The organism is Rhodoferax sp. (assembly GCF_030646845.1).
Classification (GTDB): domain Bacteria; phylum Pseudomonadota; class Gammaproteobacteria; order Burkholderiales; family Burkholderiaceae_C; genus Rhodoferax.
Window position 1 is genome coordinate 62,372 of record NZ_JAUSLE010000047.1, and the last position, 16,493, is coordinate 78,864.

A 16,493-nucleotide genomic window follows, 5' to 3' on the forward strand; every position below is an offset into this window, starting at 1 on the left:
CCGGATGCCCGACCGACGAAACATCAAGCTGAGACAAAAGCTGCTCCTCTGGTCAGCATGGCTTGTTTTGATGATCGGATGGGCGGGCGCCTTGCACGCTCAAACGCCGGACACCGGCGCGGCCACGGCGCCCTCTTCCCAACGCCTGGCCTTTGACATCGAGATCCAGGCGCCGTCCGGGGTGCAAGACTACCTGCAGCGTCATATTGAGCTGCAACGCTACCGCGAGTTGATCGATCTCGACGCCACTGAATTGGCGCGACTATTGACCGCTGCCGAGCGCAACCTGCAGGATCTGCTGGGCACGCTGGGCTATTTCTCGCCCGAGATCCGCTTGCTCGCGCTTGACACGCCGCAAAACCCCAAGGCGGCGCGGCACGTCGTGATCAAGGTGCAGCCTGGCGAGTCCGTCAAAATCAGCGATGTCAGCATCGAGTTCGTCGGCCCGATTTCGCAGGATGATGCAGCGCGGGAGCAGCGTGAGGCCATCCGCGAAACGTGGGCCTTGCGTCGTGGCATGACGTTCACCCAGGCCGATTGGGACGGCGCAAAAACACGGGCGCTGCGGCTGCTGACCGCCCAGCGTTACCCGATTGGCGCCATCGTTTCCAGCCAATCAGAAATTGACCCGGATACCAAGACCGCTCGACTGAGCCTCACGCTGGACTCCGGTCCAGCCTACCGCCTGGGGCCTGTGCAGATCAGCGGCACCCAGCGCTATGACACGGAACTTGTCACCCATCTGGCCCGTTTGAATCCGGGTACAGACTACAGTCAAAACCTGATGCTGGAGGCGCAGCAGCGCCTGACCGACAGTGGGTTCTTCGACGCCGTGTTTATTTCGCTTGACACTGCGGGCGACCCGATGGCCGCGCCCGTGCTGGTGCAACTGCGCGAAGCCAAACTGCAAAAAATCGTGCTGGGTGTCGGCGGCAGCACCGACGGCGGGGCACGGCTGTCAATGGAGCACACGCACAACAAAGTACCGGGCATTGGCTGGCGCGCCGCGTCAAAACTCTCACTGGACCGCGAAACCCGGTCTCTGGGCACAGAGTTGACCGCGCCACCGGATGAAGCAGGCTGGCGCTGGGTGACTTCGGCCTTGTTCCAAAGTCAGGTATCCGGTAGTTCCGACGTGAACAGCCAGCGCTACCGGGCGGGTCGCACACAGGCGGGCGAGCGGATTGACCGCAACTACTACCTGCAATATGACCGCGCCGAAACTGCAGGCGGCAGCGCGTCGACCACGGCCAACGCGCTCAGCGCCAACTACGCATGGACCCTGCGCAACTTCGACAGCTTGCCCTTTCCGTCCAGTGGCTATGGCCTCGGGGCAGAGCTTGGCGGCGGCACCACACTGGGCAGCAACCGAGAACCTTTTTTTCGCGCTCAGGGGCGATGGCTGGGCTTGTGGCCACTGGCGAGGAGGCAGGCAGGGACACGCAGCTCCAGCCGCGCAGGCCGCATCGCAGTGCGCGCAGAGGGTGGCATGGTGCTGGCTCGAACGGGCGCAGAACTGCCCAGCACGCAGCTTTTCCTCACAGGTGGTGATACCACCGTGCGCGGTTACGCCTACCGCAGCATTGGCAAGGAACTGGCCAATGGCGAGATCGCCGCCGGTCGTTACCTGGCCGCCGGCAGCGTGGAGTGGCAACGCCCCATTGTTGTGAACGACAAGCTGACCGATTGGGAGAGCACTGTTTTTCTCGATGCCGGGGCCGTGGCCGACAAGCCCTCGGCGCTGCGCGCCCAGGTGGGCGTGGGCGCAGGCGTGCGCTGGAAGAGCCCGGTGGGGCCACTGCAAATTGACCTGGCCTACGGGGTCGAAGTAAGAAAAGTGCGTCTGCACCTGAGCGTGGGGTTCACCTTCTGATGAGGCCGCGCACCATCTTCAACTGGCTCATCGGCGTACTGGCGGCACTGGCGCTGGCGGTGGCTGCCCTGCTCATTGCCTTGTGGGTCTGGACTGGCAACGACACCTCGCTGGCGACTGCGTTGCAACAGGCATCGCGTTACTTGCCTGCCGGGCAGGTGCTGGTGGCCGAGGACGTGCGCGGCACCCTGCGCAAGGGTGGTCACATCGGCATGCTGCGCTGGGAGAAGGACGGTTGGGTGGTGGAGGCCCACCAGATCGAACTGGACTGGCAACCGAGGGCGCTGCTGGACCGCCGGCTGCAGCTGGATACGCTGCGCATAGCGCAACTCAGCGTTGAAAAAACGGGTTCGACGACCGGCTCCGCACCATTGGACAACCTGATGCTGCCGTTTCAGGTTGATCTGACATTTGCAGTCGACGCCCTGCGCTGGGCTGGCCCGCCCGCCGCGCAGGCCACCGGCCTGTCGGGCCGCTATCAGTTTGAGGGAACGCGCCATGTACTGCGGCTCGACGCTGCCCAGCTTGCGACCGGTCAATACCAGGCCCAGGCCAGCCTGCTGGCACGCGCGCCCATGACACTCGATGCCCAGTTGCAAGGCAATGTGCAAGCGCCCGTGCCCGGCAGCACACAGCCCCTGCCTCTGGCCGCCACAGCCTCCGTACAGGGCAATCTGGCGGGGCCCCAGGCACTGCTGGAACTGCAGGCCATGGTGCGTCCTGCTGTGCCTGCCAAGCCCGCGCTTGCCCCCCGCATTGCCGCCAGGGCCGCACCACCAATGCAGGCCACGCTGGCGGCCCGCATCAACCCCTGGGCGGCCCAGCCCATCGCCAGGGGCGACGCCACGTTCAGCAGCCTGAACCTGGCCGCCTTGTGGCCCCAGGCTCCGCAGACCCTGCTCACGGGCAGCGCAGAGATTCAGCCCGACGCGGCGCCCCAGACAGCGCGAACAAATGCAGCCTGGCAAGCGCAAGGCAGCCTTACCAACGGTCTGACTGGGCCGTGGAATCTGGATCGCCTGCCCGTCGCCAACGCCCAGGCGCGCGTCAGTTTCAGTGCCGGGCAGTGGCGTGTTCAATCACTCACCGCCGACGTCGGGGGCGGGCGCGTGGCAGTACAAGGCGGGCTGACCGCCAACCGTGCCGGCGCTGCGCAAACCGCCGCCATCTCAGGCTGGCAGGGGCATGCAACGCTGCAGAACATCAACCCGGCCGCGCTGCACACCCAACTGGCGGCGGCGCGCATTGACGGGAAACTCAACGCCAGCACCGTGCAGCAGGCGATCGAGTTCGACATCCAGCTTCAACCCTCTGCCAAACAACCCGATGCATCGCGGCTCCGCGGTCTGTCCCTGAAGAACGCATCCGCCAAAGGGCGGTGGGTGGACGGAACCTTGAGCGTGCAGACGCTGCAGGTGCAAACCAGCGACGCCCTGCTGCAAGGCCAGATGGAAGTGCAGCTTCCCAGCAAGGCCTCGCAAGGCCAGTTGCAGTTGACGCTACCAGGCGGCCAGGCGCAGATTCATGGGCACATGAGTGCGCGTGCCGGCAGCGGCGAATTGAGCCTGCACGTAACGGATGCCGCCAAAGCCTCGCGCTGGCTGGGGACACTCCCCGGTGCGTCCGGACTGCTTGGAGGCAAGGTCATCCAGGGCAACGGTGATCTCGCCGGAACGTGGGCAGGGGGTTGGCAAAGTCCGGACCTGATCGTACGCAGCAGCTTGAGCGCTCTTGTCGTGCAGCAGGTTGACGCGCAACCGCAGCCCGGTACGCGCCGTTTCACGCTGCAAGCGCAGGCGACAGGCGGACGCGGTAGCGGCAGCACCTGGCAAGCCGTGATCAGTTCAGTGCGGCTGCAGGCGCTGAGCAGCCTGGAACCGGGCACCTGGGCCATTCAAAACCGCCAGGCGATCACTGTCAACTGGAAAAGCACGCCAACGGGCAGCGTGCTGGAAACCACCGCGGGTGAAGCCGACCTGACGGGACCGGTCCCGGGTTCGGCCACCCTCACCTGGCGACCCATTCGCTGGAGCCGCCTCGGGGCTCGCCATGAGCTTAAAACCCAAGGGCAACTGCTGGGCGTGCCCATGGGATGGCTTGAAATGCTTGGCAGCGCCCAGGTGGCCAATCGGGGGCTGCGCGGTGATCTGATTTTTGATGGCGATTGGGATGTGCTGGCGGCGAACACACTCAAAGCGACCGCTTCGCTGGTGCGCCGCAGTGGGGATATCAGCGTGCAAACGGAAGGTGAAGCCGGCACGAGTGTGAGTGCGGGCGTCAGGGACGCGCGCCTCACTTTGAAAGCGGACGGCGACGCGCTGCGTGCCAGCTTGCGCTGGGACAGCGAGCGGGCGGGTCTGGCCCAAGGCGAATTCAGCACCAGAATTTCCAGCGGCGCTGAAGGATGGCGTTGGCCTGTCGATGCGCCACTGACCGGCTCGTTGCGGGCCCAGTTGCCGCAACTGGGCGTCTGGTCCGTACTGGCGCCGCCCGGCTGGCGCATTCGGGGCACGTTGGACGCCAACATTGCGCTGGCCGGCACGCGCGCCGCGCCGCAGTGGGGTGGCACGCTGAATGCCGACGGCCTGGCGTTGCGTTCCATCGCCGACGGCATTGAATTCAGCAACGGCAGACTGCGGACCACGCTCGCCGGGCAGCGCCTTGACATCCGTGAGTTCAGCTTGCAGGGCGCCACGGGAGGTGGCGGCAGTGGCGGCGTGTTGAGTGCAAAGGGATTCGCACAATGGTTGCCGGCTGGCACGGTAGCGACGTCGGGTCTGTCCAGAATCCATATCGAACTGGATGCGCAGGCGCAAGCCCTGCGCGTGACGGCCCGTGCCGACCGGCGTCTGGCAGTCTCGGGAAATCTTCAGGCCAAACTGCTGGATGCCAGACTGGAAATACGCGGTGCACTCAAGGCCGATCAGGCACTGTTCATCCTGCCCGATGAAAATGCCCCGAGCCTGGGTCATGACGTGGTGGTCAAATCATCGGCCGGAAAACCAGCACCAACGCCCAGCCAGAGTGCAACGACCTCACCGGCTTCGAAGAGTATCCGCATCGTGCCCGATGTCGCCATCACGCTGGACATGGGGCCCGACTTTCAGGTGCAGGGCCGTGGCCTTGCCACCCGCCTGGCGGGCACGCTCAATCTCGTCAGTTCTGCCACCACCAGCAGTGGCCCACGTCTTACCGGAACCGTCAGCACGGTGCGTGGCACCTATAAGGCCTATGGCCAGCAACTCGACATTGAGGAAGGCGTGCTGCGCTTCACCGGTCCTTACGACAACCCGGCGCTCGACATCCTGGCGATACGACCCAATTTGACCGTGCGTGTGGGTGTGCAGATCAGCGGCACGGCGTTGTCACCCCGCGTGCGTCTTTACGCCGAACCCGACCTGCCTGAAGCTGAGAAACTGGCCTGGCTGGTATTGGGCCGCTCTGCCGCCAACGGGGGCGCCGAGGCGGCCGTGCTGCAACAAGCGGCGATGGCCCTGCTGGGTGGCAACGGGCGGGGTCTGTCTGGCGGCTTGAGCCAGGCACTGGGGCTGGATGAGCTGTCTTTGCGCGGATCAGCCAGCAACGCCGATGGCACCACCACCGGCGCGGCCGTCACGCTGGGCAAACGACTGTCGCGCGACTTCTATGTCGCCTATGAGCGAAGCATGGCCGGTACGCTGGGCACCGTCTATATCTTCTACGAGCTGTCGCGGCGCTTCACTCTGCGCGCGCAGACCGGAGAGCAAAGCTCGATCGACCTGATTTTCACGGTACCGTACGACTGAGCGCCCGGCTGGGCAACAGCGTGGCCCTACAATCCCCGCTCCTCCTCGTAGTTCAATGGATAGAACGAGTGCCTCCTAAGCGCTAGATACAGGTTCGATTCCTGTCGAGGGGACCATTCAATGGAATCGGACAGTCTCAAGTCCCAGCAAAACCCGCACGCTACTCACGGCGCATAGGGCACGGCGGGAGCAGCGGCGCTACTCAAAGTGGAAGTTGGAACACGTCTCGCACAAACAAAAAAGCCCCGCAAGTGCGAGGCTCGTGTCTTTGCGAATCAATTCAATTCTTGCGGCGACGCAAACCCGCAACCCCTAGCAACCCAAGTCCAAGCAGGGCAATGGATGCTGGTTCGGGAACCGTTTGCGTATTTGGCAAACTGAGGCTGGCCATGTGAAGCGAGCCCGTTGCGTTCAGATCGTTCGCAGAGTAAAGCATGACTCCCTGGGCATCCTTGAACACGACATCATAGATGTCGCGCGTGGAGCAGCAATCTGTCCGACCGTAAATTTGAAAAGAATCCAGCTCTTGAATGGACGCCAATGTGATGGTCAGCAAAGCAGATGCACTCGTATTCAGGGAATGGTACATGCTCACACCGAAAATGCCGGATGTGTTGCCATCGATTGCTTTAGGCGCCTGTGACGATGCGCTCCAGGAGTCTGGCGCAAATGCACTGGCACCCTGCGTTGCGAGTGCCACATTGACTGCTGACATATTGAATGCTTGAACTTCGGCAACTTGAAGCCAAAGATTGAGGGCATTGGAAATTTCAATTGTCTTCACGCCGACCAAACCAGCGTGCGCGCTCACAGTCAAGCCCACGCCTAAGGAAACCGCGACGGCTGCGCGCTTGAACGACTGGGTGAGTGACATTTTCATTTCGTTGGCCTTTGAAGGATCAATGTTGATATTTATCAACAACGCAATAGCCATGCCACGCATGAAGAAAAAATTAAAAGTCCAATTAAATCAAAGATCTATCGCACAAAGACTGAAATTAGTCGAGACGAACGGACCAATATGGTTACCAACTGTAAGTATTTCCGACGCTCGGCAAAGACATTCGCCTGAGCGTTTGATCTCAAAACCCGCCCGCCCCTGGCGTAGCGAGTTTCTTGGCCAGGATCAACGCGGCGAGATTTTGCCGGTGTCGTCCGAGAGAACGATCTCGACCCGGCGGTTCAACTGGCGATTCTGTGCGGTGTCGTTGGCTGCGATCGGATAGGTCTCGCCATAGCCGCGGATTGCGACGCGCTCACGCGCCACGCCCAGTTCCTGCAGGGCGCCCCGCACGGCAGTGGCGCGGCGCTCGGACAAGTCCTGGTTGTATGCGGCCGTACCGGTGCTGTCGGTGAAGCCTTCAACCAGCACCGTGCGCTGCGGATTCTTCTGCAGCACATTGGCCAGCTTTTCCGCGGTGCGCATGCCTTCCACGTTCAAGCGTGCCAGGTCGGTGCCAAACAGTACGTCGCCCAGGGTAATGACCATGCCGCGCTCCGTCTTTTTTGCGGCCAGATCGGCCAACTGGGCTTCCAGTTGTGCGGCGCGCGCCTGTGCTTCCTGCGTCTTGCGCTGCGCATCGGCTACCTCGCCCTGCGCTACCTGTGCTGCCATCTTGGACTTTTCGGCACTGGCCTTGGCTTGATCGGCTTCGGTCGTGCGTTGATCCAGACGAATCTGATCGCGTTGCTTGCCGGCGCTGACCACTTCGGCCTCTGCCGATTTCTGTTTCGCGACTTCCTGCGTCAGCGCGATCTTCTGCTTGGCGAGGTAAGCCAGCTTGTCAATTTTTTCAGCACTGTCATTGCCACTGGCGGCTGCGTTGGCCTGCGCCAGCGCATCGCTGGCTTGCTTCATTTCCAGCGACGCATAGCTTGCAACGTTCGGGTTGCTTTGAGCCATCCGGTAATCGCTGCGCGTCTGATCGAGCAAACTGGTGGTGGCGGGTCCGGAACTGCAGGCGCCGACGAGAGCGGCAATGGCCAGGAGGATGGGGGTTGCGTAATATTTTTTCATGGGGAAATCCTTGGTGTATCGGCCGCGCCAGATTCAAGCGCGGCCAGAAATTGCGGGTGATGGGTCGCTTTCGCGCCTGACTTATTTGTTGGCGCGGTCCAGTTCCTCACGCAAGATCCGGATATCGTCTTGCAGGGCATCTGCCGCCGTTTGCGCCTTGGCCGAGTTGGACTTGCCTTGCGCCAGTTTTGCATCCGCCTGGGCCTGGCTTGCCAGGTCGACAGCCAGCTTGTAATCCTTGGCCGCCATCGCCTTGTTGGCCAGAGCCAACTTCTCACGCGCGGAATTCATCTCGACCGGCGCAAACTCTGCACCGCCTGCACCGGCTGCGTTTTCAACCGCTGCTTTGGAAACAGCGACATCGGCCGTGGCCGGCGTCTTTAGGCTGCTGCAACCGACCGTCAGAACCACGGCTGCGCCGCACAGGACTGTGAACCACAGTTTTGAGTTTTTTGTCATCATTTATCTCCAGAGAACTGTTCATCGAATGTGGGATTACCCTCGATAGGTGAGGTTATAGGCCGTAGTTCTGGCCGGGTCTGTACGCTGACGCACGCAGCTTCAGTCCATGTTTTAAATCACACGGCAATGTGGCCATACGAGGAGGAAAATCAGATTCCGTGCGTCAACGCACAGATGAAGGTGGCTAGGCCCTGTAAGCTCAGCGCTTGTATCGCCGGGCCAAGCGCAGCGTGCATTGGCCCTTTCTATTTATTGCGAAAAGAGACTCCTCATGAACATCACCCTGCACCTCGTCCCGATCGTGTCGCTGCTCGCTGGCATCCTGATCCTGGTCATGCCGCGCCTGCTTTCGACAATCGTGGCCGTCTATCTGATCGTGGTCGGTCTGGTCGGTCTGTTTGGGTCCGGCAATTTCTTGCGATGAACTAGCGACACTGTACGAAAATAGCGCTGGCCGATGGCCTGCGCTGCAGGCTTCACCCTGAAGGAGAAACCTGTGCGATATCCCACCCCTCGTCATTTACTGTGCAGCCTGTGCGCTGGCGTCGTCGTGCTTGGCAGCATGAGCAGCGCGCCAGCCATGGCACAAGCGAAGTCGGTACAAACGCCTTACCAGAACCCCAAGGCGCTGATTGACATCTATCTGGATGATCCCGCGAAATTGGGGTCGGCCCTGTACTGGTTGCGTGGCCTGGTCAACCCGTTGACCGAGGCGCCGTACAGCATGTTTGCGGAAGACATGAGCATCGTGGTCTTGATGCACGGCACCGAAATAGTCACCCTCGCGCGCAAGAACGAGGAACGTTACCAGGAAGTGGTGCAGCGAATGCGCTACTACGCCGGCATGGGCGTGAAATTCAAGGTGTGTGGCCTGGCCTTGCAGGATTTTCAGTACACCGCGAATGACCTGTACGACTTCGTGGAAGTGACCCCATCGGCCCTGACCGAACTGATGCACTGGCAAAACCGCGGCTATGCGCTGATCACGCCACAGGTGCATGACAAAAAGTTCTCGATCGAACAAATTCGCTAAAAAAAACAGGGCTCAGGGCCCTGTTTTTTTCGTTCGTCAAACCGTCAACTCAAGCGGCGTAGCCGGGGTTGGGCAGTCCACCGGTGATCTTCGGCGCATTGAGCTTGCGTGCCGACACCTTGCCACCGCGCGCCTTGAGCCAGGTTTCCACCACATCCCACACCATCGGGTTGCCCGCGCCCTTGGCTTCTTCCGCCACCGGCGCCCAGCCCGCCACCTTGTATTTCTTGCCAGCTTCGATCGGCTTGCCATTCAGGCGCATGTCGTCAATACGCCGGCCCATGCTGGCCAGCGGGTTGCAGCTGTACTGTAAGCCGCCCACGCGCACCATGTCGCCGCCCTGCTGGTAGTAGGGATCAGGGTTGAACAGGTTGTCGGCCACGTCCTCGAGCACGGTCTTGATGGTGTCACCCGTCATCTCGCTCACCGTGGCGTAGGAGTAAGTGGTGGCGGTCATGTCCATCAGCCATTCGCGCGTGATGGCCTGACCAGGCAGCAGCGTGGTGCCCCAGCGGAAGCCGGGCGAGAACGCGATGTCGGCGCCCTGCACGTCCATCAGCGCATCCACCAGCAACTGGTCGCCGGTGCCGTTGAAGTTGCCGCGGCGATACAGCGTGCCTTCGGTGATGGCGAGCTTCTCGGCCAGCTTGGCCTCATACGGCCCGCGAATCTTGGTGATGAGCGCGTCCATCTCCATGTCGGCCGGCAGCATGTTGGCGAACACCGGCAGCAGCTTGTAGCGAAAGTCCGCGACCTTGCGGTCCTTGATGTCGAAGTCCAGCACACCAAGGAACTTGCTGTTCGAGCCTGCATTCGTGACGATGGTCTGACCGCCCTTGTTGTTGACGATGCTGGCGACCGGCATGCCGTCATGCGTATGACCACCCATGATGGCGTCAATGCCGCTGACACGACTGGCCATCTTCAGGTCCACGTCCATGCCGTTGTGACTCAGGACGACAACGACCTGCGCGCCCTTGCCGCGCACTTCATCCACCATCTTCTGCATGTTGTCGTCCTGGATGCCAAAGGCCCAGTCGGCCACCATGTAGCGCGGATTCGCAATCGGGGTGTAGGGAAAGGCCTGGCCGATGATGGCGCAAGGGACGCCGTTGATCTCGCGAATCACATAAGGCTTGAACACCGGGTCGCCGAAGTCGTTGGTCTTGACGTTTTGCGCCACGAAATCAACCTTGCCCTTGAAGTCCTTCTCGATGATTTCCTTCACGCGGTCCATGCCCAGCGTGAATTCCCAGTGGCCGGTCATGACGTCCACGCCCAGCAGTTTGCAGGCATCGACCATGTCCTGGCCGTTGGTCCACAGCGCCGTGCCCGAACCCTGCCAGGTATCGCCGCCATCGAGCAGCAGCGCGCCAGGGCGACTGGCCTTCATGCGTTTGACCAAGGTGGCCAAGTGCGCAAAGCCGCCGACCTTGCCATAGCGGCGGGCTGCTTTTTCGTAGTCCAGATAAGTCAGCGCATGGGCTTGTGCCGTGCCGGGACGGACCTTGGCCACTTTAAGCAGATGCTCACCGACCAGGTGAGGCAGATTGCCCCTCATCGAGCCAATGCCCATATTGATGCTGGGTTCGCGGAAATGAATGGGTTTGAGCTGCGCGTGGCAGTCAGTCATGTGCAGAAACGACACCGATCCGAATTTCGGAATGTCATACAGACCATTGGCGGCCGTCGCGGCATCAGCCTCGGCATAAGTGCCCAGCCCCATGCCAGCCATGGTGCCTGCACCAAGAACCTGAAAGAACTCGCGTTTTGTTAAATTCATAATTAAGCAACCAGTGAATTAATGGGAAAGAAAAAGACCCGGAACAGTGCCGAGTCTTGTTGAATTACTGATTTACAGGTGATTTCGGGTCCAGCAACAGGGCCACGATGTGCCTTACCTGCTGTTCGTTCAAGATGCCCGCGTGACCGGCTCGCGGCATGTTGGAACACGCGTTGTAGGCCTTGGAGTTCCAGATCTTGCCCCACGTGTATTCCACCATGGCCTTGGACGCCGGGCTGGCCGGATCGGTGACGCCGCGCAGCTTGCCGTAGTTGTACAGGCTGGGGCCGATGGTGCCAAAGGAGATTTCCTTCTTGTCGATCTGGTGGCAGTTGTAGCAGTTGCCACCGTTCTCGGAGCCGGCCGCATCGCTCCAGGTCATGCCACGTCCGCTCTGGGCAATTTTTTCGCCTTCTTTCCAGTCACCCAGAAATTTACCGTCGGAGGGCCACTTGATGGTTTTCAGATTGGCGGCCTCAATGGTTTTGGCCACTTTCTCATCGATCGGCTTGCCAGCCACGTCTGCCGCACTGCATTCACGGTTGGTATCGTCTTGTACCAGTCGATCGACCTTGGCTTGTCCCTGGTCACGGAACGAGGCCTTGGTGATGTCGGCCGCCAGCTTATCGAGCTCCACGCCGGAGGGCATGACGGCACAGCCCGCCAGCACAACAGCAAAGGCGGGGGCGAGGTATTTGATGATTGGTTTCATGATGCGGTCACTCCTTAACGCTTGATTGCCGGGGCAATGGATTCGCCGCCCTTGCCGTTCACACCCATGTAGACACCGAGCGCGATGGTGGCGTCGCTGCCAAACAGGGGATAGGGGAAGCGTTGCTGACGGTAACAATCGTTCAGGCGCAGTTGCATGCCCCACATCTGACCATTGGATACGCGGTAGGCGGGCCAGGCGCCAAAGCCGTTGCCGGCGCCGGGGTTCTTCGTCAGATTGGGAAGATCTTGCAACCGAATGCGCTTGTTGTCTTCGCCATGGCACGAGGCACAGGCAAAGTCATGAGTGCCGCCTCGTGCAAAAAAGAGCCGCTTGCCCACTTCATACATGGTTTTTTCTTGAACATGATCTTGGGACAGATTGAATTTCATGCCTTTGGACTCAGCGGAGATCCAGGTGGCAAGCGCTGTCACGTTGTTCTGCTCGCCTTTGCCGAACGGCGTCTTGGCGATGTCGGCGGCGTTGAAGCCCTGCAGGGTTTCCATGCAGGTCAGAAGGCGCGACTCCAGGTCCTGCACCTTGTTGGTATCGGCAAAGTAGCGAGGAAGTTCCACAAACACGCCTTTGACCACGCCGGCTCCCTTGCCCAGATCGCATTTTTCCAGCGAGGCGCCTTTGGGACCGCGCTTTTGCTTCCACAGGTCTTCACCTTTGGCCTCAAAGAGCTCGGCCGGATTGCCGTCCTGCAGCATGGCTCGGTATTCGTCAATGCTTTGGGTAGCGGACTTCTGCGCCAACGCGACAGTGGTTACCAGGCAGCCCAGTGCCACAAACGAAACAGCTTTGGTCATCTTCATAGTCTCTCCTCATGGTTTTTATAAGGCTCCCTGGAGAAAAAAGGGTGAAGCAAGCCTCACCCTTTTTTTACGAAAGCCGCCCGGATCAGGAGGCGGTTGCTTCGTCGGTACGGGTTTCGCCCTTGCTGTCTTTCCAGGTCACGGTGATCTTGTCGCCGGCCTTGGCGCCCTTGACGACGAACTGCAGGAACGGGTTCTTGGAAACCGCGGGGCCCCACTCTGCCGTCATGACAACTTTGCCATTGTGGCTGGCGGACACTTCATTGATAAACCAGGCGGGTACGAGTTTGCCCGCCGAGTCCTTGCGTTGCCCGGACTCCATCTCGTGGCTCATCAAGACACGGACGGTTGCTTTATCACCAGCGACTTGAGCGCGAATGCGCATTGGATCTGCCATTTTTCTACTCCTGAATCAGTATTGATTGAATTGGGGGAAAGTGAGGTACGGGGGGATTAACCGCCGCAACCACCGAGCGTGACCTTGACTTCTTTTTTCGCAAAAAGAGCCTTGCCATCTGCCATCACGGCCACGGCATACACGTCGGACGACTGGCCCATCTTCGAACGCGTGGCAAAACTGGCTTCCACGCTGTCGGTCACGTTGAACAAGGCCACCAAGGCCGCGGGGTTCTTCTCGACCAGAATCAGAATCTGCTTGACGCCAGGCAGGGACGTGCTGGCGGTCAGCGGCACCACGGCGCCGTTTTCAGCAATGTCGGGGCCGCCGATGGTGACGTCCTTGCTTTCGACCGGCGCGCCGGCGCCGAGCGCCTTCAGCACGTCGGCCAGGCTCTTGGCCTCGAAGGCCGTCTTGTTGTACGCGGCCAAAGCGTACTGGGGAAACAGGCCCGTGGATGCCAGCAGGCCAGCCACGATGGCGCTGTGTTTGAGTGTCTCGCGACGAGTTTGCATGTGAATCTCCTTAATTAAGTCAATGCTAATGAAAAAATTGCTGCGAATGAATTCGTAGTTACCCTATTTACCTGCACCTGCTGCCAGCCAGGCACCGATGGTTTTGGCTTCAGCTTCGCTCAAGGCCTGGGCCGGCATGGGGATGGGCCCCCATACGCCTGATCCACCCGACTTGATTTTTCCCGCCAGATAGTCCACCTTGCCGGCGTGCTTCTTGGCAATGTCCATGAAACTGGGGCCCAGTATCTTTTTTTCAATCGCATGGCAAGCCGTGCAATTGTTCTTTTGCGTCAACGCCAGGGCTGCCTTGTTGTCCACGCCTGCTGCCTCCGCCTTGGGAGCAACGGCAGCCTTGGCCTGCGCAACGGCTGGCGCGGGAGCTGCCGGGGCCGCAACCGGCACAGGTTCGGCAACACCCTGCTTGACCTCAGTGCGCTTGACTTCAGGGCGCGTGGTGTCCACACCATGCTGGGCACCCACCGGCCGGTTCTGCTCGGCCAGGTTGCCGTGCGCATTGCGGGCAAAGTCAGGCAGGAAGGATGCCACTTTCGGCTCTGGCGCACAATCTTTCATGCAGGCCACATTGCTGGTGTCCGATTTTTTGGCGCCACCAAATTCATTGCCCGGCCACATGTTGTGCTTGGTCGTCATGCCATTGCGGTTGGGCATGCGCTCCTGCACTTCACGAATGTTCTTGTCAGACAGGGTGAAGTTGTCAGGAACAATGCCGCCCAGGTTCAACAAAAAGGCCGTCACTGCATAGACTTCTTCGGTCGTGAGCGACTTCGGCGCCGTCCATGGCATGGCACGGTTGATGTAGTCCCACAACGTGGACACTGTCGGGACCTTCATCAAGGTCGTGCGACCAGGATATGCCGGGTTGATCAGGTTCGCGACGCGCCCCTTCTTGATGTCCTCCGGCGTTACGCCGCCCACCAGCGGACTGAACACCTCACCGGATTCACCGAAGATACCGTGACAGTGCGAGCATTTGCTTTCCCACACATCCTGGCCCTTGGCCACCGTGCCGGAACCTGCAGGCAGGCCCTTGAAGTCAGGACGTACATCGATATCCCATGCGGCGATTTCCTTGGGTGTGGCAGCGCGGCCGACACCCGGATATGGACTGGCCGTTTGTGCGCTTGCGAAACCTGCAACTGCGAGCAGCGCAGTGGCTAGCACTGCTTTACGAAACCTGGACATTTTTCACCTCGCCGTTTTCCTGCACCAGCCACGACTGGATGGCGTTGTTGTGATAGATCGAACGCGTGCCACGCACGGCCCGAAGCTGCTTGTAGTTGGGTTGCACAAACCCGGTATCGTCCGTAGCCCGGCTCTGGATGATGGCTGGCTTGCCGTCCCAGACCCAATCGAGGTTGAAGCGCGTCAGCGCCTTCGACAACACAGGCGTTTCCAGCCGCGCGGTACGCCAGTTGCGACCACCATCGACCGACACATCGACTTTTTTCACCTTGCCGCGGCCCGACCAGGCCAGACCGGTGATGTTGTAGAACCCCTTGTCCAGCAACACCTGCCCGCCAGAGGGCGTGGTCACCACGCTCTTGCATTCCTGGATGCTGGTGTACTGACGCTGCAGCCCATCGGGCTGCAAATCAATGTAGTGAATCGCCTCGTCCTTGGTGGCATAGGGCATGTCGCCCACTTCAATGCGACGCAGGTACTTCACCCAGCTCACGCCCTGCACACCGGGCACGATCAGACGCAGCGGATAACCCTGCTCGGGGCGCAGCATTTCGCCGTTCTGGCCATACGCCACAAACACTTCGCCAGATTTAATCAGGCTCATGGGGATGGTACGGGTCATGGAAGAGCCGTCAGCCCCTTCCGCCAGCACAAACTTGCCGTTCTTCAGATCGGCACCGGCCAGTTCCAGCAAGGTAATGAGCGGCACACCCGTGAACTCGCTGCAGGAAATCATGCCGTGCGTGTACTGGACCGTGGGCACGGCCACATTGCCCCACTCCACCGCCGTGTTGGCACCACACTCGATGAAGTGAAAGCGCGACACGGAAGGCAGGCGCATGATTTCGTCCAGGGTGAATACCTTGGGCGCTTTCACCATGCCGTTGATCATGAAGCGATGCTTGGAGGGATCAATATCCCACCAGCCCTGGTGGTGGCGTTCGAAGTGAAGACCGCTGGGTGTCACGATACCGAACAACGATTGCAACGGCGCAAACGACACCGAGGCCTGCGTGGTCTGGGTCAGCCCCGGGCTTTGGCGACGCTGAACATTGGCTTCAAATTTAGATGGCTTGCCGTAGCTGCCATCAGGGGAAACTCCCTGACCCAGGGCCTTACTATGCTCGGGCAAGTTCAGAATATTAGGATCGCCGCCCTCGGTAGGCACCGGATTGCCCTGGGCCATCGCAGCAGGCATTGCAACACCCGCCGCCGCCGCAAATGCGCTACGAATGAAATCGCGTCGACCATTTTTTGCCTCCGTTAAAACGGCCTTGATACCGTCCCGGTTTAGAAAGCTTTCGGGGGCCTTGCGGACCCTCCCCGAGCTCAAGTCATCTTGCATCAACAATCTCCTTTAACGAGTTCATTTGATCTGCGAACAGACCGTCGTACGTACCAGCACCACTGACTCTTCAGCAATTCGATAAAACACCTGCGCTCCGCTTTGCCGCTTTGCCACCACGCCCGCCCGATACAGCACGCTCAGGTGCCGGGACATATTGGGCTGCGAGACCTCTATCTGATTCAGCAAATAGGAAACATTTTTTTCGCCCCTACACAGTGCGCAAATGATTCGCAACCGAGTGGGCGTTGAAAGCACTCCAAACAACTCCCCCGCTCTTTCAAAGACTGGTGACGATGTATCTTTCACGCATCTATTCTTTAGTTCTTAATATATGTATATACGCAAGTTCTAATATAACAAATAAACGAATTAATGCAGTAAGGGTTTGCACCAAGATCCGTCAAAGATGAATCGATCAGAACTCGCCCGTTGCGGCGCGATCCATCATCATGTAAATGGTCTCACGCACTTTCCAGGCTTCCTCCTTCAAGGGCGAAGGCAGCTTGCGACCCATCTTGACCATCATGTCCATGTTGAGGGTGTAGAT

At 60.1% G+C, this 16,493-nt stretch carries 15 protein-coding genes and 1 tRNA gene; 5 read left to right on the plus strand and 11 right to left on the minus strand.

Annotated features, from left to right (window positions below):
* Window positions 1-4 precede the first annotated feature (4 nt).
* The 3 genes from Q7T10_RS10905 (at window position 5) to Q7T10_RS10915 (ending at window position 5,774) form a co-directional block, all read left to right on the plus strand.
* Complete coding sequence (locus Q7T10_RS10905; RefSeq protein WP_304748088.1) at window positions 5-1,873, plus strand: autotransporter assembly complex family protein; 1,869 nt, start codon at window positions 5-7, stop codon at window positions 1,871-1,873.
* A complete protein-coding gene (locus Q7T10_RS10910; RefSeq protein WP_304748090.1) occupies window positions 1,873-5,658 on the plus strand; it encodes a translocation/assembly module TamB domain-containing protein in 3,786 nt (1,261 codons plus the stop codon). The genes Q7T10_RS10905 and Q7T10_RS10910 overlap by 1 nt, the downstream gene beginning before the upstream one ends.
* 41 nt (window positions 5,659-5,699) lie before the next feature.
* A tRNA-Arg gene (locus Q7T10_RS10915) sits at window positions 5,700-5,774 on the plus strand.
* 164 nt (window positions 5,775-5,938) lie between these two features.
* Here the strand turns inward: Q7T10_RS10915 and Q7T10_RS10920 are convergent.
* The 3 genes from Q7T10_RS10920 to Q7T10_RS10930 form a co-directional block, all read right to left on the minus strand.
* Window positions 5,939-6,592 carry a PEP-CTERM sorting domain-containing protein gene (locus Q7T10_RS10920; RefSeq protein ID WP_304748093.1) on the minus strand — a complete coding sequence of 218 codons (654 nt, stop codon included), beginning with the start codon at window positions 6,590-6,592 and terminating at the stop codon, window positions 5,939-5,941.
* A 192-nt stretch (window positions 6,593-6,784) separates the two neighbouring features.
* Window positions 6,785-7,675, minus strand: a complete 891-nt coding sequence (locus Q7T10_RS10925) for an OmpA family protein (protein ID WP_304748095.1) — start codon at window positions 7,673-7,675, stop codon at window positions 6,785-6,787.
* Between the two features lie 81 nt (window positions 7,676-7,756).
* Window positions 7,757-8,137: a DUF4398 domain-containing protein gene (locus Q7T10_RS10930; RefSeq protein ID WP_304748097.1), complete on the minus strand. Its 381-nt coding sequence runs from the start codon at window positions 8,135-8,137 to the stop codon at window positions 7,757-7,759.
* A 271-nt stretch (window positions 8,138-8,408) separates the two neighbouring features.
* On the opposite strand from Q7T10_RS10930, the gene Q7T10_RS10935 reads away from it, so the two are divergent.
* Window positions 8,409-8,561: a DUF3096 domain-containing protein gene (locus Q7T10_RS10935; protein ID WP_304748099.1), complete on the plus strand. Its 153-nt coding sequence runs from the start codon at window positions 8,409-8,411 to the stop codon at window positions 8,559-8,561.
* A 72-nt stretch (window positions 8,562-8,633) separates the two neighbouring features.
* Window positions 8,634-9,170, plus strand: a complete 537-nt coding sequence (locus Q7T10_RS10940) for a DsrE family protein (RefSeq protein WP_304748101.1) — start codon at window positions 8,634-8,636, stop codon at window positions 9,168-9,170.
* A gap of 49 nt (window positions 9,171-9,219) precedes the next feature.
* Here the strand turns inward: Q7T10_RS10940 and soxB are convergent, their stop codons facing one another.
* The 8 genes from soxB to Q7T10_RS10980 form a co-directional block, all read right to left on the minus strand.
* Window positions 9,220-10,953, minus strand: coding sequence for a thiosulfohydrolase SoxB (gene soxB / locus Q7T10_RS10945; protein ID WP_304748102.1), 1,734 nt, complete (start codon window positions 10,951-10,953; stop codon window positions 9,220-9,222).
* A 64-nt stretch (window positions 10,954-11,017) separates the two neighbouring features.
* Window positions 11,018-11,602 (minus strand): sulfur oxidation c-type cytochrome SoxX, encoded by a 585-nt coding sequence (gene soxX, locus Q7T10_RS10950; RefSeq protein WP_370653757.1) that lies wholly within the window; start codon window positions 11,600-11,602, stop codon window positions 11,018-11,020.
* A gap of 77 nt (window positions 11,603-11,679) precedes the next feature.
* Window positions 11,680-12,483, minus strand: coding sequence for a sulfur oxidation c-type cytochrome SoxA (gene soxA, locus Q7T10_RS10955; RefSeq protein WP_304748104.1), 804 nt, complete (start codon window positions 12,481-12,483; stop codon window positions 11,680-11,682).
* An 85-nt stretch (window positions 12,484-12,568) separates the two neighbouring features.
* Window positions 12,569-12,880, minus strand: coding sequence for a thiosulfate oxidation carrier complex protein SoxZ (gene soxZ, locus Q7T10_RS10960; protein WP_304748105.1), 312 nt, complete (start codon window positions 12,878-12,880; stop codon window positions 12,569-12,571).
* A gap of 56 nt (window positions 12,881-12,936) precedes the next feature.
* Window positions 12,937-13,395, minus strand: a complete 459-nt coding sequence (gene soxY / locus Q7T10_RS10965) for a thiosulfate oxidation carrier protein SoxY (RefSeq protein WP_304748107.1) — start codon at window positions 13,393-13,395, stop codon at window positions 12,937-12,939.
* Between the two features lie 63 nt (window positions 13,396-13,458).
* Window positions 13,459-14,598, minus strand: a complete 1,140-nt coding sequence (locus Q7T10_RS10970; protein ID WP_304748109.1) for a c-type cytochrome — start codon at window positions 14,596-14,598, stop codon at window positions 13,459-13,461.
* Window positions 14,582-15,943 (minus strand): sulfite dehydrogenase, encoded by a 1,362-nt coding sequence (gene soxC, locus Q7T10_RS10975; protein WP_304748111.1) that lies wholly within the window; start codon window positions 15,941-15,943, stop codon window positions 14,582-14,584. The genes Q7T10_RS10970 and soxC overlap by 17 nt, the downstream gene beginning before the upstream one ends.
* A 21-nt stretch (window positions 15,944-15,964) precedes the next feature.
* Complete coding sequence (locus tag Q7T10_RS10980) at window positions 15,965-16,252, minus strand: helix-turn-helix transcriptional regulator (RefSeq protein ID WP_304748113.1); 288 nt, start codon at window positions 16,250-16,252, stop codon at window positions 15,965-15,967.
* Window positions 16,253-16,493 lie beyond the last annotated feature (241 nt).